Below are 23,295 nucleotides of genomic sequence, written 5' to 3'. Positions count from 1 at the left end.
GACGACGTCGGCCCGCTCGTTCAGTGCAATGGTTCTCCCGCCACGAGGCGGCGTTATCGAGAGCCGTCCTCGCTCGTGGGAGCAGTGCTTGTGGCGGTGGCTCCTGCGGTGACTTCTTCGGTCGGAGGCTCGCTCACGTCCACGAAGTCAGAGGGATTGTTCTGCGATTGTACATCAGCGTCCACGTCCGTCCGTTCGCGGCCCGGCTGGTACGGCGAAGGCTCGAGTCCGGGGTGTCGACGTGTCTGGACGATGAGGATCGCGAGACCGACGAGGACGCCGATGATCGCGGCAAGGACGTTGCTGCGCAGGCCGAGGATGATCTCGCTCGGATCGATGCGGATCGACTCCCAGACGATGCGGCCTGCGCTGTACCAGATCAGGTAGATGGCGAACAGACGGCCCCACTGGAAGAAGAGCTTGCGGCCGAGCCAGAGCAGGACGATGACTCCCAGTCCGTTCCAGAGAACCTCGTAGAGGAAGGTCGGGTGGAACAGCGTGCCCTCGGGCAGCCCCGGGGGGAAGGCCGAGTTCGTGGACGGGATCTCCAGCCCCCAGGGCAGGTCCGTGGGAAGACCGAAGAGCTCGTTGTTGAACCAGTTGCCGAAGCGGCCCATGGCCTGCGCCAACAGCAGGCCCGGGGCCAGGGCGTCGGCGAACGTCCAGAAGCGGATACCGGTCCAACGGCACCCGAGGTACGCACCGATCGCACCGCCGATGAGGGCGCCGAAGATCGCGATTCCGCCCTCCCAGATCGCCCACACCGAGCCGGGCTGGAAGGGGTTCCAGGTGTTGATCCCCTCCCCGAAGTAGTCGTTCGGGTGGGTCAGGACGTGGAAGATGCGCGCACCGATGATCGCCAGGGGCACGGCCAGGATCGAGATGTCGATGACGACCCACGGCTCCGCGCCGCGCTTGGTGAGACGGTGATTCGTCAGGAAGGTCGCCACGATGATGCCGGCGATGATGCACAGCGCGTAGAAGTGGATCCGAATGGGCCCGAGGTCGAAGTACGAGACCGTGGGGCTCGGGATGCTGGCGAGCACGTTCGTGAAGGTGCTGTGGAGCGCGAGTGACATGAGTGCGATTCTAGTTCTCGTGATCGGGGCGTGCCGACGAGGTGCCGGAGGCCAGGTTTCGGGTGACTTCCGCAAGGGCGGGCACGCCGCCGTCACGCAGGGCGCGGACGAGCGCGGTGCCGACGATCGCGCCGTCGGCATACTCCGACACTCCGGCGATCTGCTCGGCGGTGGAGATGCCGATGCCGACGCATGCACGGTGAGCGCCGTGCGCGCGAAGACGCCCGACCAGGGTGCGGGCGGCGCGATCGAGCTCAGCGCGCTCCCCGGTGATGCCCATGGTCGAGACCGTGTAGACGAACCCGGTGGACGACTTCACCACAAGGTCGAGACGCTCGTCGGAAGAGGTCGGAGCGGCGAGGAATACCCGGTCCAGGCCCGTCCGCTCGCTCGCGGCGATCCACTCCCCGGCCGCGTCGGGTGTGATGTCGGGCGTGATCAATCCGGCGCCGCCCGCAGCGAGCAGGTCGTCCGCGTAACGGTCGATGCCGTACTGCATGACCGGGTTCCAGTACGTCATCACGAGGACGGGCACATCGGTCGCCGCCGTGATCGCGCGGATCGCCGTGAAGAGGTCGGCCATCCGGAAACCTGCCGCCAGGGCCTTGGTGGTCGCCTCCTGGATGATCGCGCCGTCCATCACCGGGTCGCTGTACGGCGGGCCCAGCTCGATGATGTCGACACCGTTCTCGGCGAGGGCGATGGCCGCCTGGATGCTCGTCTCGAGGTCGGGGAAACCCACGGGCAGATAGCCGACGAAGGCACTGCGCCCGGCGTCCTGTGCGCGCTGGATCGCCTGTTCGACGCGGCTCATAGCTGCGGCTCCCCCTTCGCGGCCAGTTCTTCCTCTTCGCTCTCCGCGGCGACATCGTGGGCCAGAGCGGCCTCGTCGTAGAGCTGGAAGTAGCGCGCCGCGGTGTCCATGTCCTTGTCGCCGCGGCCGGACAGACACACGGCGATCAGTCCGTCGGGGCCGAGCTCGCGGCCGATGCGCAGGGCACCGGCGAGAGCGTGCGCCGACTCGATGGCGGGGATGATCCCCTCTGTCCGGCTGAGCAGACGCAGCGCCTGCATCGCCTCGTCGTCGGTGGCCGGGATGTACTCGGCACGACCGATGTCGGCGAGCCACGAGTGCTCCGGACCGACGCCCGGGTAGTCGAGTCCGGCGGAGATCGAGTGCGACTCGACGGTCTGGCCGTCGGCGTCCTGGAGGACGTAGGTCTTCGCACCGTGCAGCACACCGGGGCGGCCCCGCTCGATCGACGCCGCGTGCTTCTCGGTGTCGACGCCGTCGCCCGCCGCCTCGACGCCGTAGAGCTTGACGCCCTCGTCATCGAGGAACGCGTCGAACATGCCGATCGCGTTGGATCCGCCGCCGACGCACGCCATGACGGCGTCCGGCAGACGACCGACCTCGTCGAGCAGCTGGGCACGCGCCTCTTCGCCGATGATCTTCTGGAAATCACGGACCATCGCGGGGAACGGGTGCGGTCCCGCCGCGGTACCGAAGATGTAGTTGGTGGTCTCGACCGACGCCACCCAGTCGCGGTAGGCGTCGTTGATCGCGTCCTTGAGCGTTCGCGAACCCGAGGTGACCGGAACGACCTCCGCGCCCAGAAGGCGCATGCGGGCGACGTTGAGCGCCTGACGCTCGGTATCGACCTCGCCCATGTAGATGGTGCACTCCAGACCGAACAGCGCCGCTGCGGTCGCCGTCGCGACGCCGTGCTGACCGGCACCGGTCTCGGCGATCACGCGGGTCTTGCCCAGACGCTTGGTCAGCAGCGCCTGACCGAGCACGTTGTTGATCTTGTGCGAGCCGGTGTGGTTGAGGTCTTCGCGCTTGAGGAAGATGCGCGCACCCCCGGCGTGCTCGGCGAACCGCGGTACCTCGGTGATGGCGGAAGGGCGGCCGGCGTACGAGCTGAGCAGGTGCGCGAGCTCGGCTCGGAACTCCGGATCGACGATCGCCGCCTCATAGGCCACCGTCAGCTCATCGATCGCGGCGATGAGCGACTCAGGCATGTAGCGCCCGCCGAACTCGCCGAAGAAGGGGCCGTGCTGGTCGCGCAGGCTCATCATGCCTCCAGGAAACTCTTGAGGGTGGCGACCGGGTCGCCGGTCACGAGCGCCTCGCCGATCAAGACGACATCGGCGCCGGCGGAGCGGTAGTGCACGACATCGGCGGGCGTCAGCACCGCGGACTCCGCGATCTTCACCGCCGTGTCGGGGATTCGATCGACCAGGCGCCCGAAGAGGTCGCGGTCGAGTTCGAGGGTCTTGAGGTCTCGCGCGTTCACGCCGATCAGCGGCGCGCCGAGATCGATCGCGGCCTCGAGCTCATCCGCGGAATGCGTCTCCACGAGAGGGGTCATGCCCAGCTCGCCGATGAAGCCGAAGAGATCACGGAGCACCGCGGGCTCGAGGCCCGCGACGATCAGCAGAACGAGGTCGGCACCCGCCGCACGTGCTTCGAGCACCTGGTAGCGGGTGGCGATGAAGTCCTTGCGCAGCACCGGCAGCGAGACCCGGGCCGTGACGGCCTCGAGGTCGGCGAGGCTTCCGCCGAAACGACGCTCCTCCGTGAGGACGCTGATCGCGGAGGCGCCGCCCGCCTCGTACAGGGAAGCCTGCAGCGCGGGATCGGGGATGTCGGCGAGAGCTCCTCGCGAGGGGCTCGCGCGTTTGACCTCCGCGATGATCTTCACCCGATCCGACGGTGCGAGGAACGACAGGGCGTCCTTGGCCGCGGGGCGTGCGAGAGCGTCTCGCTCGACAGTGGCCAGCGGGCGCGACAGGGAGCGACGCTCAGCGTCTGCGACAGCGCCGGCCGTCAGGTCGGCGAGCACCATTAGTGCGCCTTCGGAGCGTACTTCGGACCCTTCACGCCGTAACCGGCCTTCGCGAGCGCCCAGCCGACGATCGCACCGATCGGGATGAGCGCGACCGAGGCCACGACGAGGGCGGGCTGCTCGAAGCAGAAGGCGACGGTGCCGGCGGCGACGCCGACCAGCATGATCACGACGGCGGTCCAGGCGGCAGGCGAGTGTCCGTGGCCGGGGTCGGCGATCGGGTTGGTCATGTTCTCCTCCGGGGGGACGACGTGCGGTTCGGAATCAGTCTATCGGGGTCAGCGCGTCGGATCGGTGCCCCGGGACAGCTCGTCCCAGGAATCCACGGCGTCGACGGGACGGTCATGCGCGACCTCGACGTGTTCGGTCCGGTAGCGCCGCCCTCCGGCCTTCCATCCCCGCCACGTGATCAGGACGACCAGGGACGCGACGAGCAGGATCGCCCAGCCCACGAGGGCGATGTACGGCCAGGCGGACGGCACGATGCTCGCCACGACCTCGTGGACGGCGAGTCCCCCGGCGAGACCGGTGACCTCGGTCACCGTCGCCGCGACCGCGTCGAAGGGTTCGGTGATCAGCAGCTGGAGAGTCGACCAGCCGAGGAACAGCGCCGTCGCCGCCGCGAGGACACCGAAGATCAGGCGCACGACCTTGCCGGAGATCGACAGCGCCGCGCCGAGGGCCAGAACCGCGAGACTGAGCGGAGCGAGCAGCACCATGGCGGAGGCACCGGGGACCAGGATCGCCTCGCCCGCATCCGCGCGCTCGACCGTCAGCCAGGTCTGGGTCGACGAGATGATGCCGATCGCACCGGCGAGAAGGAATCCGGAGACGGAGAGGGCGCGACCGCGCTGCGCGAAGCTCACGACTGGTCCGTCCCGACGATCGCCTCGAGATCGTTCGTGTCGAAGCACGTGCGTGTGCCGGTGTGACAGGCCGGTCCCGTCTGCGCGACGAGGAGAAGGATCGCGTCCCCGTCGCAGTCCAGACGCGCCTCGTGCACGACCTGGATGTTCCCTGACGTGTCCCCCTTGCGCCAGTACTCCTGGCGGGAGCGCGACCAGTACGTCGCCCGCCCTGATGTCAGGGTGCGTCGAAGCGCCTCCGCATCGGCCCAGGCGAGCATGAGCACCTCGCGCGTGTCCCACTGCTGCACGATCACGGGGGCCAGGCCGTCGGCGTTGAAGACGACCTGTGCGATGCGCTCCTCCACCGAAGCCGCCTGCCCGTCTGCATCGCTCATCGTACGAGCACTCCTTCCGCGCGAAGCGCGTCCTTGACATCTCCGACCGTGAGCGCGCCGGTGTGGAACACGCTCGCCGCCAGGACGGCATCCGCGCCCGCTTTGATCGCGGGAGCGAAGTCGGAAGCCCGCCCCGCCCCGCCCGAAGCGATGACCGGTACGGAGGCCGCCTCGCGCATCAGGCGGACGAGCTCCAGGTCGAAGCCGTCACGCGTGCCGTCGGCGTCGATCGAGTTCACCAGCAGCTCACCCGCGCCGCGTTCCGCAGCCTCCCGCGCCCAGTCGAGCGCATCGAGGGTGGTCTGGGTCCGGCCGCCGTGTGTCGTCACGACGAAGCCCGAGCGCGTTGTCGGAGCACGCTTCACGTCCAGCGACAGCACGAGCACCTGGGCACCGAACCGGTCAGCGATCTCGCCGATGAGCTCAGGGCGCGCGATCGCAGCGGAGTTGACCCCCACCTTGTCCGCGCCCACCGCGAGGAGACGTGCGACATCGTCGACGCTGCGCACGCCCCCGCCCACGGTCAGCGGGACGAACACCTGCTCGGCGGTGCGCTGCACGACATCGTAGGTCGTCGCACGGGCGTCGACCGTGGCGGTGACGTCGAGGAAGGTGATCTCGTCCGCGCCCTGGGCGGCGTAATGCCGGGCGAGCTCGACCGGGTCGCCCATGTCGCGCAGGTTCTCGAAGTTGACTCCCTTGACGACGCGGCCATCAGCCACGTCGAGGCACGGGATCACCCGACTGGCGAGCGTCATCAGAGCCTCGCGTTGTGGATCGCGGTGACCAGGATGGCCCGCGCACCCAGCGCGTACAGCGCATCCATCACGGGGTTCACGCGGGAGCGCGCCACCATGACCCGCACCGCGACCCACTCGGGGTCGCGCAGCGGCGAGACGGTCGGCGATTCGACGCCGCCGGCGATCTTCACGGCGTCATCGAGGAGGGCGACCGGCAGGTCGTAGTCGATCATCACGAAGCGACGTGCGACCATCACGCCGCGGAGGCGACGAAGAAGCGTGTCCGCTCCCTCGGCATCCACCGGTCCCGCGATGAGTACCGCCTCGGATTCCAGGATGACCGGACCGAAGACCTCGAGCCCGGCCTGACGCAGGGTCGTCCCGGTCTCGACGACATCGGCGACCGCGTCGGCGACGCCGAGGCGGACCGCGGACTCCACGGCTCCGTCGAGCGGCACCAGATCGACGGCGATGTCGCGTTCGTCGAGGAACGCGTCCACAAGGCCGGGATACGACGTGGCGATGCGCAGACCGTCGAGCTCGCTCACGTCGGTGTAGCGTCCGGTCGGAGCGGCGAAGCGGAACGTCGAGCCGGCGAAACCGAGCGCCTCGATCTCCCGCGCACCCGGCATACGGGCGTCGAGCAGCAGATCACGTCCGGTGATGCCCACATCGATCGCGCCGGAGCCGACATAGGTGGCGATGTCCTTGGGGCGGAGGAAGAAGAACTCGACGTCGTTCTCGGCGTCGATGACGTGCAGGGTCTTGGGGTCGCGGCGACCGGCGTAGCCCGCCTCGGCGAGCATGTCGGCGGCGGTCTCGGAGAGCGAGCCCTTGTTGGGAACAGCGATGCGCAGCATGGATGGCTTTCAGTTCGAGGAGATCGGAACGGAGCGCATCACAGATGTCGGTAGACGTCCTGCAGGCTGAGGCCCTTCGCGAGCATCATCACCTGGACGTGGTACAGCAGCTGGGAGATCTCCTCGGCGGCGGCTTCGTCGGACTCGTACTCAGACGCCATCCACACCTCGGCGGCCTCTTCCACGATCTTCTTGCCGATCGTGTGCACGCCGCCGTCGAGTTCGGCGACCGTCCCCGATCCCTCAGGACGGGTCTCGGCCTTGACGCTGAGCTCGGCGAACAGCTCGTCGAAAGTCTTCACGGTTCCAGGCTAGCGGCTCTGGCGAGGTCTCTCAGCCGGGTGACGGCCGCCTCGATGTCATCGGCGCCGTATACGGCCGAGCCGGCGACGAACGTGTCGGCGCCCGCATCGGCGGCGATCTCGATCGTACGGTCGGAGATACCGCCGTCGACCTGGAGCCAGACGCGGGATCCTCGCCGACGCGCCTCGTCGGCGAGGGCACGGAGCTTCGGCATCGTCTCGGGCATGAAGCCCTGTCCCCCGAAGCCGGGCTCGACCGTCATCACGAGGATCTGATCGAACTCGTCGAGCACGTCGTACAGCGATTCCACGGGAGTCGCCGGCTTGACCGCGACCCCCGCCCGCGAGCCGATGTCACGCAACCGGCGTGCGAGGGCCACGGGATCGCTCGACGCTTCGAGATGGAAGGTCACGCTCGCCGCGCCGATCTCGGCGTATCCGGGAGCCCAGCGCTCCGGGTCGGTGATCATCAGATGCACATCGAGCGGAATCGGACTGGTTGCCTGGATGCGTTCCACCATCTGCGGGCCGAACGTCAGGTTGGGGACGAAATGGTTGTCCATGACATCCACGTGCGCGAAGTCGGCTGTCGCGATCCGGGCGAGGTCCGCCTGCATGTTCACGAAATCGGCAGCGAGGATACTCGGGTTGATGCGCGGGGCGCGGGGCAGTTCCACGGTCCTAGTCTTCCTTCCCAGATGAGTGGTTCCCGGTCGATGAGCGTTGCAGGAGTGCGAGGAACATCGCGTCCGTCCCGTGTCGGTGCGGCCACAGCTGGGCGCTACCCGATCCCTCCCGCCCCTCCTCGGCCAGATCGATCGGTGAGCGAGCGACATCGGCGATCGCCGCGCGCGCATCGAGTTCGACGACGTCGGTGCGGTCGCGCAGGACCTCCTTGACGACGCCCGTCGTCTCGGCGAGGTGAGGAGAGCACGTGACGTACGCGACGATCCCGCCCGGGGCCAGAGCATCGACCGCGGAGGAGAGCAGCTCCACCTGGAGCGGAACGAGCTCGGCGACGTCGGCCGGAGACTTGCGCCACCGCGCTTCCGGACGGCGGCGCAGCGCACCGAGGCCCGTGCAGGGGGCGTCCACGAGGATGCGGTCGAACTCGCCCGGCCGCGATGCGGCGAGGGTGCGCCCGTCCTGCTCGTGCACCACGACGTCGCCGGGAACCGCCCTGAGCGCCTTGCGGACGAGTCGCGCGCGGACCGGGACGATCTCGTTCGCCTCCAGCGTCGCCTCGTGCTGACGCGCGATCGCGGCGAGGAGTGCCGTCTTGCCGCCGGGACCGGCGCACAGGTCGAGCCAGCGCTCCCCCGTCTTGATGGGCGCGGCGCCCGCGAGCGCGAGCGCGACGAGCTGGGACCCCTCGTCCTGCACGCGCACGGTACCGCCCGAGGCTTCCACCGGCCGACGCGGATCGCCTCCGGGAGACGCGAAGGCGGTCGGCGCGTAGGGAAGTCGGGGCTCATCGGGCTCCGCCAGGCCGGGGAGGGCGACGAGGGTGACCTCGGGCGAGGCGTTGTCGGCATCGAGAAGAGCGTCCAGTTCCTCTCCGCGCCCCTCGGCCGCCAGAGCGCGACGCAAGGCGCGGATCACCCAGACCGGGTGTGCGGAACGCAGAGCGAGGCGCTCGTCGTCGGAGCGTGCCCCGCTCTCGATGCGTTCCTGCCAGTCCTCGCTCGATTCGCGCGTGATACGTCGGAGCACCGCGTTCGCGAAGCTCGATGCGCCACGGCCGGACTCTGTGGCCACGAGGTTCACCGACTCGTTGACAGCCGCATGCGAGGCGACGCGGGTGGCGCGCAGCTGGTGCACCGCGAGGCGCAGCGCATCGAGCACGGCCGGATCGATGCTGTCGGTCGAACGATCCGCCGCAGCGGCGATGATCGCATCATACGTGCCGAGTCGTCGCAGCGTGCCGTAGGTCAGCTCGGTCGCGAGGGCCGCGTCCTGCGGAGAGAGCCGCGCATCGGCGATCGCCGGAGGAAGGACGAGGTTCGCATAGGCATCCGTCTCGGACACCGCGCGCAGCACGTCGTAAGCCACCCGTCGCGCGGGTTGCACGGCACGGACGGGGCCACGCTGAACGTCGCGACGAGCCTCTGTCGCTCCCCGCCCGCCACGCGGCCGTCCGTTCGACGGCTGCGGCCGCCGGGGTCGTCCGTCTTCGCTCATGATCCCGCCACCAATTCATCGCCCCCGCGCAGACCGCGCCACCAGTCGACGGCGTTCATCGCGCCCTTGCCCGCGGGCTGAACCCTGGTGACGGCCAGCGGCCCGGTGGACGTGCCGATGTGGAGCGCCGTCTTGGCTCCACGAAGACGTCCTGGGGCCAGCGCTTCGGCCTCCGGCGCAGGGACCGCTTCCAGCACCTTCAGCGGCTGCCCGGCGACGGTGGTGTGCGCGCCCGGTTCCGGGGTCACCCCACGGAACCGGGCGAACACGACATCGAGCGGCTGGTTCCAGTCGAGCAGTCCGTCGGCGAGCGTCAGCTTGGCGGCGAAGGTCGGCTCGCCCTGCTGAGGCACCGCTACCGCTGTACCGTCCGCGATCCCCGAGACCACGTCGGCCGTGAGTTCGGCGCCGTCCAGCGCGAGCGCCTCGAGCGCCTCTCCCGCCGTCGCCGTCGCGGGAAGGTCGACCGTGCGGCTCGCGAAGACGTCGCCGGCATCCAGCTCCGCGACGAGCTGGAAGACGCTGGCACCGAGAACCTCGTCGCCGGCGATCAGTGCGCGCTGCACCGGAGCCGCGCCCCGCCAGGCGGGCAGCACGGAGAAGTGCAGGTTGATCCAGCCAGCGGTCGGCGCCGAGAGCAGCGGCTCGCGCACGAGCCCGCCGTAAGCCACGATCACACCGAGGTCCGCCCGCAGGGCCGAGATCGCGTCGGTCGCGGCGTCATCGAGCCGAGCGGCCTTGATCACGGGGAGGCCCAGTTCGACGGCCGCTTGAGCCACGGGCGACGGAGTCAGCACCCGACGACGCCCGAGAGGTGCGTCCGGTCGGGTGACGACCGCTGCGATGTCGTGGGACACCGCGAGGCGACGAAGGGTGGGCACGGCCGCAGCGGGGGTGCCGGCGAAGACGAGGCGCATGAAGGTTCTCCGGAAGGGTCAGAGCTCTGGTTCGAGGATATCGAGGCGGACGGAGAGCGTGCTCTTGGTCGCACGTCCCTTTCGGCGACGCCCGCTCACTGCTTCGGCCACGACCGCGGCGCGCAGTGCGGTCGCCACCCGCGCTCCGGCGCCGTAGTCGAACCGAACGAGCGCCCGCACCCGTGGAGGGACGTCGTCGGATTCGACCGGGACGGGCCCCAGCACCGCGTCGGGAGGCAGCGCGAGCTCGGTCAGCGCGGCGAGAGCGCCGGAGACCGCGGGAGCCGACCCCTGGACCAGGGCCACCCGTGTCGTCGGCGGCATGTGCAGCGGAGCCCTGCTGTCGAGCTCCATGCGGGCGTGGCCCGCCTGATTCCAGGTCGCGAGTGCCTTCGCGGCCGCGCCGTTCACTCCGACCAGATGGATCGGTGCGCCGGGTGCGGCGAGGGCCGCCGCGTTCGACCACCAGCGCAGGCAGGACTCGGCGACGCGCAGATCGGGCGCCTGGAGCATCCGTGGGCCGTCGAGCAGGACGACGGCACGATATCCGCCGTCGGCGATCGGCTCGGCACCACGGGTCGCCACCACGAGCGCGGGCTTGGAGGGAACCCGCTCCACCGGGTGCGCACTGTCGGCGACGATCACGCGCACGCCCGGGAACGCCCGACCCAGTTCGTCGGCGGTGCGCTCGCTCCCGGATGAGGCCAACCGCAGCTTGGTGGAGGAGCACGACGGGCACGACCATGCGCTGGCCGATCGACCGCACCAGGCGCACACCGGCACGGCACCGCGATGCTTCGCCCCGAGCGGACCGCCGCAGTGCGCGCATCGAGCCGGGGCCCGGCATTCCGCACACACCAGCGACGGGGAGAAACCCGGTCGCGAGACCTGCACGAGCACCGGTCCCTCTGCTGCGGCGGAACGGGCGGCGAGAAACGCGGAAGACGGCATCCGCTGGGCGGTGGGCTGTTCCATCTCCTGGGGCGTGCTGAGCACGACGCGGGGCAACACGCGGCGCGTTGCTCTGACGTCCTGCAACCAGCCGAGGGCGACCAGACGTTCCACATCGGTCGTCCGGGTGTGCCCGGCGAAGAGCAGCGCCGATCCCTCGAGCTCCTGACGCAGCAGCGCAGCATCACGCGCATTGACGTACGGGGCCAGCGGCTCCCCCAGGAGAGGATCGCCGTCGTCCCAGATCGCCACCATGCCGGCGACGACCGGCGAGTAGACCGCCGAACGGTTTCCCACCACGACGCACGGCGCGTCCTCGAGCGTGCGCAGGAAGCCGCGATAGCGATCGGGGTTGGTCTGACGGGAGTCATGGCGCACGATCGCTGCGACGGGCACGAGGACCTCGAGCGCGGCGAGAAGTCGATCAAGGTCACGGCTGTCGGGGACCACGATGATCGACGACTTCCCCGCGGCGAGCATCCGCGCCGCCGAGGCCGCCAGCAACCGGGACCATCCCTGAACCCCGTCGACGAGTTGCGGAATCGCCTCGACGGCCGCCCGTCCACCCGCATCGAGCACGACATCGAGGCCCTCGTAGAGACCGACGGTCTCTTCTGCCGCGATGAGCGCATCCGCCGTCGGCGCCTCGGCCGGCGTGTCGGCGGTCCAGGCCTTCTCGACGCGCACCTGGCGCTTGGGGATGACGAGCCGAAGCACATCGGAGGCCGAACCCGCGGCGCGATCCGCCACGCGGCGTGCGAGCGTGTGCAGGCGCTCCGGAAGCACCGGCACCAGCGACACCACGCTCTCGACTTCCGAGAGCGCCCGGTCGGCGTCGTCCTCGGTGTCGACGTCGACGACATAGCCGTCGATCACACGCCCGGCGGAGCGCAGCGGGACCTGCACGCGAACACCACGCGGCACCTCGCCCCACTCGGGAGGCAACGCGTAGTCGAAGAGCCGATCGAGCTGCGGCAGGGGCGAATCGAGGAGCACGCGCGCGATGCGCCGGCTCTCCGGAGGCATCAGGACCGCGGTCCCATCAGAGCCCGGCAGCGCGACGCAGCTCTTCGGCGCGGTCGGTGCGCTCCCAGGTGAAGTCGGGGAGCTCGCGGCCGAAGTGCCCGTAGGCGGCCGTCTGGGCGTAGATCGGACGCAGCAGGTCGAGCTGCTCGATGATCGCCTGCGGGCGCAGGTCGAACACCTCGTTGATCGCCCGCGTGATGACTTCATCCGACACCGTGCCGGTCCCGAAGGACTCGACGTAGAGACCGACGGGACGGGCGACGCCGATGGCATAGGCGACCTGTACCTCGAGACGCTCCGCCAAGCCTGCGGCGACGGCGTTCTTCGCCACCCAGCGCGTGGCGTATGCACCGGAACGGTCGACCTTGGACGGGTCTTTGCCGCTGAACGCCCCACCGCCGTGACGCGATGCTCCGCCGTAGGTGTCGATGATGATCTTGCGACCGGTCAGACCCGCGTCGCCCTTGGGGCCACCGGTGACGAAGGGACCCGCGGGGTTGATGTAGAGGGTGACGTCGTCGAGATCGAGACCTGTCGTCGCGAGCACCGGGTCGATCACGTGCGCACGGACCTGAGCCTGAAGCTCTTCCTGCGAGATGTCGGGGTGGTGCTGCGTGGAGACCACGACGGCATCGACGGTCTTCGGAGTGAAGCCGTCGTACCCGAGGGTGACCTGGGTCTTGCCGTCGGGGCGCAGGAAGGGCAGCTCCCCGCTGCGACGCACCTCGGCGAGACGCTCCGACAGACGGTGAGCGGTCCACGCGGCCATCGGCATGAGCTGAGGCGTCTCGTTGGTCGCGAAGCCGAACATGATGCCCTGATCGCCGGCACCGAGGCCGTCGAGCGGGTCCACCGAGGACCCGTCGCGGTGCTCCTGCGCGCTGTCGACGCCATGGGCGATGTCGGTCGACTGCTCGCCGACCGAGATGCTGACGCCGCACGAGGAGCCGTCGAAGCCGGTGTCGCTCGAGGTGTATCCGATGCCGTTCACGACCTGACGGACGATCGTGGGGATGTCGACGTATGCCTCGGTCCGGATCTCACCTGCCACATGGACGAGGCCCGTCGTGACGAGCGTCTCGACTGCGACGCGCGAGCCCGTGTCCTTCGCGATGAGGCCGTCGAGGATGCTGTCCGAGATCTGGTCGCAGATCTTGTCCGGGTGCCCTTCGGTGACGGACTCGGACGTGAACAGACGCAGGGCGCTCATCGGTACTCCAGAACGGGACGGACGGAAGGAGGGTGTTGCACCCATTCTGGACCGCGCCTCCGACAGACGGGAGGCGCGGTCTCGAATATCACTCTGCGTGACGCAGACGGAGCTTGTCCTCGTTGATCTCGTGCAGGGCGATCGTGAGCGGCTTGTCCTCGACGGACGAGTCCACGAGCGGGCCGACGTTGTCGAAGAGGTTTCCCTCGTGCAGGTCGGAGTAGTAGTCGTTGATCTGACGCGCACGCTTGGCGGCGTAGATGACGAGCTCGTACTTCGAGTCGACGCGGTCGAGCAGGTTGTCGATGGGGGATCGATGATTCCGTTGTTGTGTCCGGCCATGGTGAGACCTCCTGATCAGGCGACGGGATCGTCGCGAAGACGGTGCGAAAGGCGCGCGAAGACGCTCAGCGCGCAGAGCTTGTGGACAATTCTACGACCTCGCGAGCCGCGGTGGCGACGTCCTCGTTCACGACGAGGTGGTCGAACTCGTTCTGGGCGGCGAGTTCGACCTTCGCGGTGCGCAGTCGTCTGGCCCGTTCCTCGGCGTCTTCCGTGCCTCGCCCGACCAGTCGATGCACCAGTTCATCCCAACTCGGGGGCAGCAGGAATATCAGCGTCGCCGACGGCTCTGCACGACGCACCTGACGGGCGCCCTGGAGGTCGATCTCGAGGAGCACGGTCTTGCCCTCGGCCAGTGCGGCGTCGATCGGCGCGCGTGGCGTGCCGTAGCGGGAGCGGTTGTGCACCACGGCGTACTCGAGCAGCTCGTCGTCGGCGATCAGCCGGTCGAACTCGGCGTCGTCCACGAAGTAGTAGTGCACGCCGTCGATCTCACCGGGGCGGGGCGGCCGGGTCGTGGCCGATACCGACAGGTGGATCTCCGGGTTGTGCTCGCGGATATGCGCGGCGACGGTCCCCTTCCCCACAGCGGTGGGGCCGGCGAGCACCAACAGGCGGCTCCGTGCGTCGCGCGGGGTCGGCACCGGGAAGCGCGAATCGAGCCAGGCCTCCAGCACCCGGCGCTGGCGCGCGCCGAGACCGCCGAGACGCTTGACCGGGGAGATGTGCAGCTCATCGAGCACGCGGTCACGCTTGCCCGCACCGATCGCGGGGAGCGCCAGCAGGAAGTCGGTGATGCGCATCGACCCCTCCACCGAGTCGGCATCGGCCGTCGCGCGGTGCAGGACGGTCTGCGGGGTCACCACGCGCATCGTCAGGTCGCGTTTGACCGATGCCCTGGCGCGGCGCCGTTCCACGGCACGGCGGGCGGCCGCGGCCCTGTCGACCTCGGGAACCGTACGCTGCGCGTCAGGCACGCGCCACCTCCAAGTACTCGGCCGCACGCGCGGTGATGGCGGTCGCCAGGTCGGCGGGACCGGCGGAGAGGATGCTGCGGCTCTCGCTCGCGATCACGGCATCCGCCATCGAGCCGAAGCGAAGGCGGAGATCAGCGGGAGTCGCGCCCTGCGCGCCGAACCCCGGAGCGAGGATGGGGGCGACCGGGCCGAACGGCGAAAGGCCTGCGGCCGCCCAGTCCACGGTCGCGCCGACGACGAAGCCGAAGCTCCCCCACTCGCCTGTGCCTGAGGCTGCGGCATTGCGTGCGGAGACCTCCGCGATGATCGCGGCAGACACCGTCTCATCGCTCGCAGTGATCGAACGCTGGATGCCCGCTGCCTCGGGGTTGCTGGTGGCGGCGAGCACGAACACGCCCTTGCCGTGCTCTTCGGCGAGGGCGAAGGACCCGTCGAGGGCACCGACGCCGAGGAAGGGATTCACCGTGAGCGCGTCGGCTTCGAGCGAGGATCCCGGCGTCAACCACGCCTTCGCGTAGTCGTCCATGGTCGATCCGATGTCGCCACGCTTCGCATCGGCGATCACGAGCAGATCTGCGGCACGTGCCGCCGCGAGCACCTCTTCGAGAGCTGCGAAGCCTGCGGAACCGAAGCGCTCGAAGAACGAGACCTGAGGCTTCACGAAGCCCACCCGACCGGCCGCCGCCTCGACGGTGCGGAGGCCGAACTCACGGACACCGTGCGCGTCGTCGGTCAGCCCCCACGCGGCGAGCAGCGCCGCGTGGGGGTCGACGCCGACACAGAGCGGCCCCCGCGCACTCAGCGCGGACCGTGTGCGTTCGCCGAAGCGTTCGCTCACAGTGCCGCCTTCCGGTCCAGCGCGTACTCCTGCAGGCTCTTGACCTGGAAGCCCTCGTGGGCCGCGTCCATCCCGCTCACGGCCGCGCCGAGCACAGCCATCGTGGTGAACAGCGCCTTGTCGGCGGCGACGGCGGCAGCGCGGATCTCGTAGCCGTCCGCTCGCGCGGCACCACCGGACGGAGTGTTCACGACGATGTCGATCGAGCCCTCGTTGATGAGATCCACGATGTTCTTCGCGCCCGACTCCTGCGTCTCGCTGTACTTCTCGACGACCGTGACGGCGATGCCGTTGCGCGAGAGGATCTCGGCGGTGCCCTCCGTCGCGACGATCGTGAAGCCGAGCTGCTGCAGACGGTGGGCGGGGAGGATGACGGCGCGCTTGTCCGAGTCGGCCACCGAGATGAACACGGTTCCCGAGGTGGGCATGCCGCCGTAGGCCGCGGCCTGGCTCTTGGCGAACGCGGTCGGGAAGTCGCGGTCGATGCCCATGACCTCACCCGTGGAACGCATCTCCGGGCCGAGCACGGAATCGACGGTCTTGCCGTCGGCGGTGCGGAAGCGCTTGAACGGGAGCACGGCCTCCTTGACCGACACGGGTGCGTCGAGCGGAACGCGCGAACCGTCCTGCTCGGGAAGCATCCCTTCGGCGCGCAGCTCGGCGACCGTCGAGCCCGTCATGATGCGGCTCGCAGCCTTGGCCATCGGGATGCCGAGTGCCTTCGACACGAACGGCACGGTGCGGCTGGCGCGCGGGTTGGCCTCGATCACGTAGAGCACGCCGGCGCTGATGGCGAACTGCACGTTCAGGAGTCCGCGCACGCCCACGCCCTCGGCGATGGCCAGCGTGGCCTCGCGCACGCGGTCGACATCGGTCCGGCCGAGCGATACCGGCGGCAGCGTGCAGCTGGAGTCGCCGGAGTGGATGCCGGCCTCTTCGAGGTGCTCCATGACGCCACCGATGTACAGGTCGGTGCCATCGTAGAGCGCATCGACGTCGAGCTCGATCGCGTCGTCGAGGAAGCGGTCGACCAGGAGGGGCTTGCCCTCCTCGATGACGACCTCGCCCGCGGTGCGCACGAAGTAGTCGCGCAGCGACGCGGTGTCGTACACGATCTCCATGCCGCGTCCGCCGAGCACGAAGCTCGGACGCACCAGCACCGGGTACCCGATCTCCTCGGCGATACGCACGGCACCCTCGACGTCGATCGCCGTGCCGTTGCGCGGTGCGACGAGACCGGCCTCGTCGAGCAGCCGCGAGAAGAGCTCGCGCTCCTCCGCGAGGTCGATCGCCTCGGGGCTCGTGCCGAGCACCGTATAGCCGGCGGCCTCGATGCCCTTCGCGAGTCCCAGGGGGGTCTGACCGCCGAGCTGGCAGACGACACCGAGGATGGTGCCGCTCGCGGCCTCCGCATCGAGCACCTCCAGCACGTCTTCGAGCGTGAGCGGCTCGAAGTACAGGCGGTCGGAGGTGTCGTAGTCGGTCGAGACCGTCTCCGGGTTGCAGTTGACCATGACGGTCTCGAAGCCGGCATCGGACAGCGCGAACGATGCGTGCACGCATGAGTAGTCGAACTCGACGCCCTGCCCGATGCGGTTCGGGCCCGATCCGATGATGACGACCTTGGTGCGTTCGGACGGCTCGACCTCGGTCTCGAAGTCGTAGCTCGAGTAGTGGTACGGCGTGAGAGCGGGGAACTCACCGGCGCACGTGTCGACCGTCTTGTACACCGGGCGGATGCCGAGACCGTGGCGCACGCCGCGGACCTCGGCCTCAGAGGTTCCGCGGAGCTCGGCGAGCTGCGCGTCGGAGAAGCCGTGTTCCTTGGCGTAGCGGAGCGTCGCCGCATCCAGTTCGGATGCCTGGTGCACGACCTCGGCGACCTCGTTGATCAGCACGATCTGGTCGAGGAACCACGGGTCGATCGCCGTCGCATCGAAGGCCTGCTCCACGGTCGCGCCCTTGCGCAGCGCCTGCTGCAGGGTGACGATCCGACCGTCGGTGGGGATCTTCGAGATCTCGAGCAGCTCCTCGACGGAGCGGTCCTCCACGCCCCAGTGGAAGCTCGATCCGCGCTTCTCGAGCGAGCGGAGCGCCTTCTGCAGCGCGGTCGCGTAGTTGCGGCCGATGGCCATGGCCTCGCCTACCGACTTCATGGTCGTGGTCAGCGTCGCGTCGGCGGCGGGGAACTTCTCGAATGCGAACCGCGGCACCTTGACGACCACATAGTCGAGCGTGGGCTCGAAGCTCGCCGGCGTCACGCCCGTGATGTCGTTCGGGATCTCGTCGAGGCGGTAGCCGAGCGCGAGCTTGGCCGCGAGCTTCGCGATCGGGAATCCGGTGGCCTTCGAGGCGAGGGCGCTGGACCGCGAGACGCGCGGGTTCATCTCGATCACGATGATGCGGCCGTTCGTCGGGTCGACCGCGAACTGGATGTTGCAGCCTCCGGTGTCGACGCCGACGGCGCGGATGATGTCGATCCCGATGTCACGCATCTTCTGGTACTCGCGGTCGGTGAGGGTGAGCGCCGGGGCGACCGTGATCGAGTCGCCCGTGTGCACGCCGACCGGGTCGACGTTCTCGATGGAGCAGACGACGACCGTGTTGTCGGCCGTGTCGCGCATGAGCTCGAGCTCGTACTCCTTCCAGCCGAGGATGGACTCCTCCAGGAGCACCTCGGTGGTCGGCGAGTCTCGCAGACCGGCGCCGGCGATGCGGCGCAGGTCTTCCTCGTCGTAGGCGAAGCCCGACCCCAGGCCCCCCATCGTGAAGCTCGGGCGGACCACCATCGGGTAGCCCAGCTCGTCGGCAGCCGCCAGCACTTCGTCCATGGTGTGCGCGATGCGGGAGTCCGCCACGTCGGCACCGGCGTCGAGCACCAGCTGCTTGAAGATCTGGCGGTCCTCGCCCTTGTTGATCGCCTCGAAGTTGGCGCCGATCAGCTCGACGTCGTACTTCTCGAGGATGCCGTGGTTGTGCAGCTCGATCGCCGCGTTCAGCGCGGTCTGACCACCCAGTGTGGGCAGGATCGCGTCAGGACGCTCCTTCGCGATGATCGTCTCGATGACCTGCCAGGTGATCGGCTCGATGTACGTCGCGTCGGCGAAGTCGGGATCGGTCATGATGGTCGCCGGGTTGGAGTTGACCAGGATGACCCGGACGCCCTCCTCGCGCAGCACACGGCACGCCTGGGTGCCGGAATAGTCGAACTCGCAGGCCTGACCGATGACGATCGGGCCGGAGCCGATGACGAGGACGGAGTTGATGTCGTCGCGCTTGGGCATTACTTGGAGTCCTTCTGGCTTGCGATGACCAGGTCGCGGAACCTGTCGAAGAGGTAGTTGGCGTCGTGGGGGCCGGCCGCCGCCTCGGGGTGGTACTGCACCGAGAATGCCGGGATGTCGAGGGCGCGAAGCCCCTCGACGACGTTGTCGTTGAGGCCGACGTGGCTGACCTCGACCTTGCCGTAGCCGTTCGGGCTGTCGAAGGTGCCCTCGATCGGAGCCTCGACCGCGAAACCGTGGTTGTGCGCGGTGATCTCGACCTTGCCGGTCTGCTTGTCCAGCACCGGCTGGTTGATGCCGCGGTGACCGAACGGCAGCTTGTAGGTGCCGAGGCCCAGCGCACGACCGAGGAGCTGGTTGCCGAAGCAGATCCCGAAGAACGGCAGCCCGTCATCGAGCACCGCACGCAGCAGCTCGACATGGTCGCCGGAGGCCGCGGGGTCTCCGGGGCCGTTCGAGTAGAAGACGGCGACCGGGTCGACCGCACGGATCTCGTCGATCGTCACGTTCTGCGGAAGGACGTGCACCTCGAAACCGCGGGCGGCGAGGTTGTCGATCGTCGCCTGCTTCACACCGAGGTCGAGCACGGCGAGGTTTCCGATCCGCTCCCCCATCGCCGTCGTCACGGTGGCCACGTCGACCGAGACCTCGGCGGACAGGTTGCGCCCGGCCATCTCCGGTGCTTCGCGGACGATGCGCACCTGCTCCTCGGCATCGAGCGCCGCATCGGCACCGGAGAAGATCCCGCCGCGCATGGAGCCGGCCGACCGGATGTGGCGGGTGATCGATCGGGTGTCGATACCGCTGATCCCCACGACGCCGTCTTCGACGAGCACGTCGTCGAGCGAGGCGTTCGCGCGCCAGTTCGACACGACGCGGGAGGGGTCACGCACGATGTAGCCGGCGACCCAGATGCGACGTGATTCGGCGTCTTCGTCATTCATGCCCGTGTTGCCGATGTGCGGCGCCGTCTGCAGGACGATCTGGCCCGCGTAGGACGGATCGGTGATCGTCTCCTGGTATCCGGACATGCCGGTCGCGAAGACGACCTCGCCGAGGGTGCGGCCGCGGGCGCCGTAGGCGCGTCCGATGTGACGTGTGCCGTCTTCCAGGACGAGGACGGCGGGATCGGGAAGCGAGGCCGCGGGGGCCTGCCCGGAGGTTGTCGAGAGTGTCATGACTGTGCTCCTGTGTCGGGGGCGGCGGGGACGAGCCGCTGCAGGTCGGAGATGAGGTTCTGGGGATCGCCGGTGGCGAGGCGCAGGTAGCTGTCGACGATGGTGTCGTCGTCGATGTTCCAGGCGATGCGCACGAGGCCGCCGGGCTCCACGACGCGGTCGATGGTGACCGTAGCGCGGTCGACGGCGACGAGCCGGTCGTTCGCGAGGAAGACCGTCGGGGTACCGTCGAGGCAGAGGGCGATGCCGCGATCCGTGAGTGCGAGCTCGCCGCGGGCCCGGTACGCGAGAGGTGACACCGCGAGACGCTCGAGCGGCTGCTCGTGCCGTGTCGTCGACACGTACAGCACCTCGTCGCGGCGGGCGACCTCCGCGTGCTCAGGCACACCCAGCGGGGCCGTGAACACGGAATCGCGGCGGACTCGTCGTCGCCAGGCGAGAAGCATCACCAGCAGCACCAGGAGCGCGACGGCGATCGTGATCGCGACGGCGAGGTCCCGAGCGCTCATGCGCGGAGCTCCTCGACGACGCTGCCGCCGTCGACCGTGAGCACGCCGCCGTGGATCGTGTACTCCACTCGTCCGGGAAGCGCGCGGCCGAGGTACGGCGAGTTCACGCTCCGGCCGTGGAGGTCGGCCTCCGTGAAGACACCGTCGACCGCGGCGTCGTACAGCGTGAGCTGTGCCGGCTGTCCGACTTCGAGCGGCGTGCCGTGTCCGGAGAGACGTCCGATGCGAGCGGGCGCCGCGCTCATCACACGCGCGATGTCGGCCCAGTCGAGCAGGCCGGTCTGCACCATCGACTGGTGCACGACGCGCAGCGCGCTCTCGAGACCCACCATGCCGTTCGCCGCTGCCTGCCACTCGCAGGCCTTGTGCTCGCTGGGATGCGGGGCATGATCGGTCGCGACGATGTCGATGGTTCCGTCGGCGAGACCCTCGCGCACCGCGAGCACATCCTCCTCGCGACGCAGCGGAGGATTGACCTTGTAGCGCGCATCGTACCCGCGCACGAGTTCGTCGGTCAGCAGGAGGTGGTGAGGGGTGACCTCGGCCGTGACGTCGATGCCGCGCTTCTTGGCCCAGCGGATGATGTCCACCGAGCCCGCGGTCGAGAGATGGCACACGTGCAGTCGCGAGCCGACGTGCTCGGCCAGCAGCACGTCGCGGGCGATGATCGACTCCTCGGCGACCGCGGGCCAGCCGGCGAGACCCAGCTCGGCCGACACCGTGCCCTCGTTCATCTGCGCGCCCTCCGTGAGGCGAGGGTCCTGCGCATGCTGGGCGATCACGCCGCCGAACGACTTCACGTATTCCAGCGCGCGACGCATGATGAGCGGGTCGAACACGCAGAAGCCGTCGTCGCTGAAGACACGGACCTGCGCGCGGGAGGTGGCCATCGCGCCCAGCTCGGCGAGCCGCTCGCCCTTCTGCCCGACGGTGACAGCGCCGATGGGCTGCACCGTGGCGTAGCCCGCCGCTTCACCGAGCGCGAGCTCCTGCTCCACGACACCAGCGGTGTCGGCGACCGGCGAGGTGTTGGGCATCGCGAAGACAGCGGTGAAACCGCCGGCCGCGGCGGCGCGCGTTCCGGTGAGGATCGTCTCGGACGCTTCGTAGCCGGGCTCGCGCAGATGCGTGTGCAGGTCGACCAGTCCGGGCAGGGCGACGAGACCCGCTGCGTCGATGACCCGAGCACCCGAGCGCTGCAGTCCGCTCCCGATCTCGGCGATCCGGCCGTCCTCGATGATGATGTCGGCGCTCTCGGCACCGAGCAGTCGTGCACCGGTGATGACGAGGGTCTCGCTCACAGGTCTCCCCCTCGTTCGTCGTCTCGTTCTCCTGCCAGCAGCAGGTACAGCACCGCCATGCGGACGGATACCCCGTTCGTGACCTGTTCCAGCACCGTCGAGCGGGGGGAATCGGCAGCTTCCGAGGAGATCTCCAGTCCCCGGTTCATGGGTCCGGGGTGCATGACAATGCTACCTGCCGGAAGACCGGCCACACGCCGTGCGTCCAGGCCCCAGCGTCGGGAATACTCCCGCTCAGTCGGGAAATACGCGGCATTCATCCGTTCCAGCTGGATGCGCAGCATCATCACCGCGTCCGGCTCTTCCGCCAACGCCTCATCGAGGTCGTAGACGACCCGCACCGGCCAGAGCGACACGTTCTGCGGAACCAGCGTGGGCGGCGAGACGAGCGTGACATCGGCGCCGAGCGTGGTGAGCAGCCAGACGTTGGAGCGCGCGACCCGAGAGTGCAGCACGTCACCGACGATCACCACGCGCAGACCGCTCAGGTCACGACCGCGACTGTCGGCGCCGAACCGGCGCTTGCGGATCGTGAAGGCGTCGAGCAGCGCCTGCGTCGGGTGCTCGTGGGTGCCGTCGCCGGCGTTCACGACACCGGCCGAGATCCAACCGCTGGTGGCGAGCGTCTGCGGCGCGCCGGAACCCGGGTGCCGGACCACGACCGCGTCAGCACCGATCGCCTCCAGGGTCTGCGCCGTGTCCTTCAGGCTCTCGCCCTTGGAGACGCTGGATCCCTTCGCCGCGAAGTTGATCACATCGGCGGAGAGGCGTTTGGCGGCCGCCTCGAACGAGATGCGCGTGCGCGTCGAATCCTCGAAGAAGAGGTTCACGACGGTCTTGCCACGCAGCGTCGGAAGCTTCTTGACCTCACGCGACTGCGTGTCGGACATGTCTTCGGCGACGTCGAGGATGCGCAGGGCGGTGGCCCTGTCGAGGGTGCGGGTGTCGAGGAGGTGTCTCATTCGCCGATCGTCACCTCCTCCGCGCCGTCGTTCTCGAAGAGGCGCACGTTGACCCGCTCGGTGCGGGCGGAGGGGATGTTCTTGCCGACGAAATCGGGACGGATCGGGAGGTCACGGTGCCCGCGGTCGACGAGGATCGCGAGGCGCACGACCGAGGGGCGCCCGATCGACTGGATCGCGTCCAACGCTGCCCGGATGCTGCGACCGGAGAAGAGCACATCGTCGATGAGCACGACGGTCTTGCCGTCGATGCCGCCGACCGGGATCTCGGTGGGTTGCGGGGAGCGTGTCGGGTGCTGGGCGAGGTCGTCGCGGAAGAGCGTGACGTCGAGAGCGCCGACCGGGACGGACTGCTGCGCGATCTCGCTGATCAGCAGCCCGAGGCGATGGGCGAGGGTGACACCGCGGGTCGGGATGCCCAGCAGGACCAGATTCTCGGCTCCTCGATTGGACTCGAGGATCTCGTGCGCGATACGGGTCAGCGCTCGTGAGATGTCGGCTTCGTGCAGCACGGTGCGCATGCTCATCGGCCGCTCCCTTCTC

23 protein-coding genes and 1 pseudogene are annotated in these 23,295 nt (G+C 69.1%); all 24 read right to left on the bottom strand.

Annotated features, from left to right (window positions below; genetic code table 11):
• Positions 1-53 precede the first annotated feature (53 nt).
• Positions 54-1,079 (bottom strand): prolipoprotein diacylglyceryl transferase, encoded by a 1,026-nt coding sequence (gene lgt, locus MST3598_RS08735; RefSeq protein ID WP_021200594.1) that lies wholly within the window; start codon positions 1,077-1,079, stop codon positions 54-56.
• A gap of 10 nt (positions 1,080-1,089) precedes the next feature.
• Complete coding sequence (gene trpA, locus MST3598_RS08730; RefSeq protein WP_029259243.1) at positions 1,090-1,893, bottom strand: tryptophan synthase subunit alpha; 804 nt, start codon at positions 1,891-1,893, stop codon at positions 1,090-1,092.
• Positions 1,890-3,158, bottom strand: coding sequence for a tryptophan synthase subunit beta (gene trpB / locus MST3598_RS08725; RefSeq protein WP_021200596.1), 1,269 nt, complete (start codon positions 3,156-3,158; stop codon positions 1,890-1,892). Before trpB ends, trpA begins: the two co-directional genes overlap by 4 nt.
• Positions 3,158-3,928 carry an indole-3-glycerol phosphate synthase TrpC gene (trpC, locus tag MST3598_RS08720; protein ID WP_029259244.1) on the bottom strand — a complete coding sequence of 257 codons (771 nt, stop codon included), beginning with the start codon at positions 3,926-3,928 and terminating at the stop codon, positions 3,158-3,160. The genes trpB and trpC overlap by 1 nt, the downstream gene beginning before the upstream one ends.
• 2 nt (positions 3,929-3,930) lie before the next feature.
• Positions 3,931-4,161, bottom strand: a complete 231-nt coding sequence (locus MST3598_RS08715; protein WP_021200598.1) for an HGxxPAAW family protein — start codon at positions 4,159-4,161, stop codon at positions 3,931-3,933.
• Between the two features lie 48 nt (positions 4,162-4,209).
• On the bottom strand, positions 4,210-4,797 hold the full coding sequence (locus MST3598_RS08710) for a Trp biosynthesis-associated membrane protein (protein ID WP_029259245.1): 588 nt from the start codon (positions 4,795-4,797) through the stop codon (positions 4,210-4,212).
• The gene (gene hisI, locus MST3598_RS08705) at positions 4,794-5,174 is read right to left on the bottom strand and encodes a phosphoribosyl-AMP cyclohydrolase (RefSeq protein WP_029259246.1); all 381 of its coding nucleotides are present in this window, start codon (positions 5,172-5,174) and stop codon (positions 4,794-4,796) included. The genes MST3598_RS08710 and hisI overlap by 4 nt, the downstream gene beginning before the upstream one ends.
• Positions 5,171-5,932 carry an imidazole glycerol phosphate synthase subunit HisF gene (hisF, locus tag MST3598_RS08700; protein WP_021200601.1) on the bottom strand — a complete coding sequence of 254 codons (762 nt, stop codon included), beginning with the start codon at positions 5,930-5,932 and terminating at the stop codon, positions 5,171-5,173. Before hisF ends, hisI begins: the two co-directional genes overlap by 4 nt.
• On the bottom strand, positions 5,932-6,774 hold the full coding sequence (gene hisG / locus MST3598_RS08695; RefSeq protein WP_021200602.1) for an ATP phosphoribosyltransferase: 843 nt from the start codon (positions 6,772-6,774) through the stop codon (positions 5,932-5,934). The genes hisF and hisG overlap by 1 nt, the downstream gene beginning before the upstream one ends.
• Positions 6,775-6,812: 38 nt before the next feature.
• Positions 6,813-7,076, bottom strand: coding sequence for a phosphoribosyl-ATP diphosphatase (locus MST3598_RS08690; protein ID WP_017202142.1), 264 nt, complete (start codon positions 7,074-7,076; stop codon positions 6,813-6,815).
• Positions 7,073-7,753 (bottom strand): ribulose-phosphate 3-epimerase, encoded by a 681-nt coding sequence (gene rpe, locus MST3598_RS08685; RefSeq protein ID WP_021200603.1) that lies wholly within the window; start codon positions 7,751-7,753, stop codon positions 7,073-7,075. Before rpe ends, MST3598_RS08690 begins: the two co-directional genes overlap by 4 nt.
• A gap of 4 nt (positions 7,754-7,757) precedes the next feature.
• Positions 7,758-9,257 carry a transcription antitermination factor NusB gene (locus tag MST3598_RS08680; protein ID WP_029259247.1) on the bottom strand — a complete coding sequence of 500 codons (1,500 nt, stop codon included), beginning with the start codon at positions 9,255-9,257 and terminating at the stop codon, positions 7,758-7,760.
• Positions 9,254-10,174, bottom strand: coding sequence for a methionyl-tRNA formyltransferase (locus tag MST3598_RS08675; protein ID WP_029259248.1), 921 nt, complete (start codon positions 10,172-10,174; stop codon positions 9,254-9,256). The genes MST3598_RS08680 and MST3598_RS08675 overlap by 4 nt, the downstream gene beginning before the upstream one ends.
• 18 nt (positions 10,175-10,192) lie before the next feature.
• Positions 10,193-12,151, bottom strand: a complete 1,959-nt coding sequence (locus MST3598_RS08670; protein WP_029259249.1) for a hypothetical protein — start codon at positions 12,149-12,151, stop codon at positions 10,193-10,195.
• A 16-nt stretch (positions 12,152-12,167) separates the two neighbouring features.
• On the bottom strand, positions 12,168-13,361 hold the full coding sequence (gene metK / locus MST3598_RS08665; protein ID WP_029259250.1) for a methionine adenosyltransferase: 1,194 nt from the start codon (positions 13,359-13,361) through the stop codon (positions 12,168-12,170).
• An 88-nt stretch (positions 13,362-13,449) separates the two neighbouring features.
• Positions 13,450-13,703: pseudogene (gene rpoZ, locus MST3598_RS08660) on the bottom strand (DNA-directed RNA polymerase subunit omega).
• Positions 13,704-13,768: 65 nt separating this feature from the next.
• Positions 13,769-14,680, bottom strand: coding sequence for a guanylate kinase (gene gmk / locus MST3598_RS08655; RefSeq protein ID WP_021200608.1), 912 nt, complete (start codon positions 14,678-14,680; stop codon positions 13,769-13,771).
• Positions 14,673-15,518 (bottom strand): orotidine-5'-phosphate decarboxylase, encoded by an 846-nt coding sequence (pyrF, locus tag MST3598_RS08650; RefSeq protein WP_029259251.1) that lies wholly within the window; start codon positions 15,516-15,518, stop codon positions 14,673-14,675. Before pyrF ends, gmk begins: the two co-directional genes overlap by 8 nt.
• On the bottom strand, positions 15,515-18,802 hold the full coding sequence (carB, locus tag MST3598_RS08645; RefSeq protein WP_029259252.1) for a carbamoyl-phosphate synthase large subunit: 3,288 nt from the start codon (positions 18,800-18,802) through the stop codon (positions 15,515-15,517). Before carB ends, pyrF begins: the two co-directional genes overlap by 4 nt.
• Entirely contained in the window at positions 18,802-19,980 is a 1,179-nt protein-coding gene (gene carA, locus MST3598_RS08640) for a glutamine-hydrolyzing carbamoyl-phosphate synthase small subunit (RefSeq protein WP_029259253.1), read from the bottom strand. Before carA ends, carB begins: the two co-directional genes overlap by 1 nt.
• On the bottom strand, positions 19,977-20,489 hold the full coding sequence (locus MST3598_RS08635; RefSeq protein ID WP_021200612.1) for a PH-like domain-containing protein: 513 nt from the start codon (positions 20,487-20,489) through the stop codon (positions 19,977-19,979). The genes carA and MST3598_RS08635 overlap by 4 nt, the downstream gene beginning before the upstream one ends.
• On the bottom strand, positions 20,486-21,790 hold the full coding sequence (locus tag MST3598_RS08630) for a dihydroorotase (RefSeq protein WP_029259254.1): 1,305 nt from the start codon (positions 21,788-21,790) through the stop codon (positions 20,486-20,488). Before MST3598_RS08630 ends, MST3598_RS08635 begins: the two co-directional genes overlap by 4 nt.
• Positions 21,787-22,752, bottom strand: coding sequence for an aspartate carbamoyltransferase catalytic subunit (locus MST3598_RS08625; protein ID WP_021200614.1), 966 nt, complete (start codon positions 22,750-22,752; stop codon positions 21,787-21,789). Before MST3598_RS08625 ends, MST3598_RS08630 begins: the two co-directional genes overlap by 4 nt.
• On the bottom strand, positions 22,749-23,279 hold the full coding sequence (gene pyrR, locus MST3598_RS08620) for a bifunctional pyr operon transcriptional regulator/uracil phosphoribosyltransferase PyrR (protein WP_029259255.1): 531 nt from the start codon (positions 23,277-23,279) through the stop codon (positions 22,749-22,751). The genes MST3598_RS08625 and pyrR overlap by 4 nt, the downstream gene beginning before the upstream one ends.
• Between the last annotated feature and the right edge of the window lie 16 nt (positions 23,280-23,295).

This window comes from Microbacterium sp. TPU 3598, assembly GCF_002356155.1.
GTDB lineage: Bacteria > Actinomycetota > Actinomycetes > Actinomycetales > Microbacteriaceae > Microbacterium > Microbacterium maritypicum_A.
This window is presented reverse-complemented; position numbering and strand designations above follow the sequence as displayed.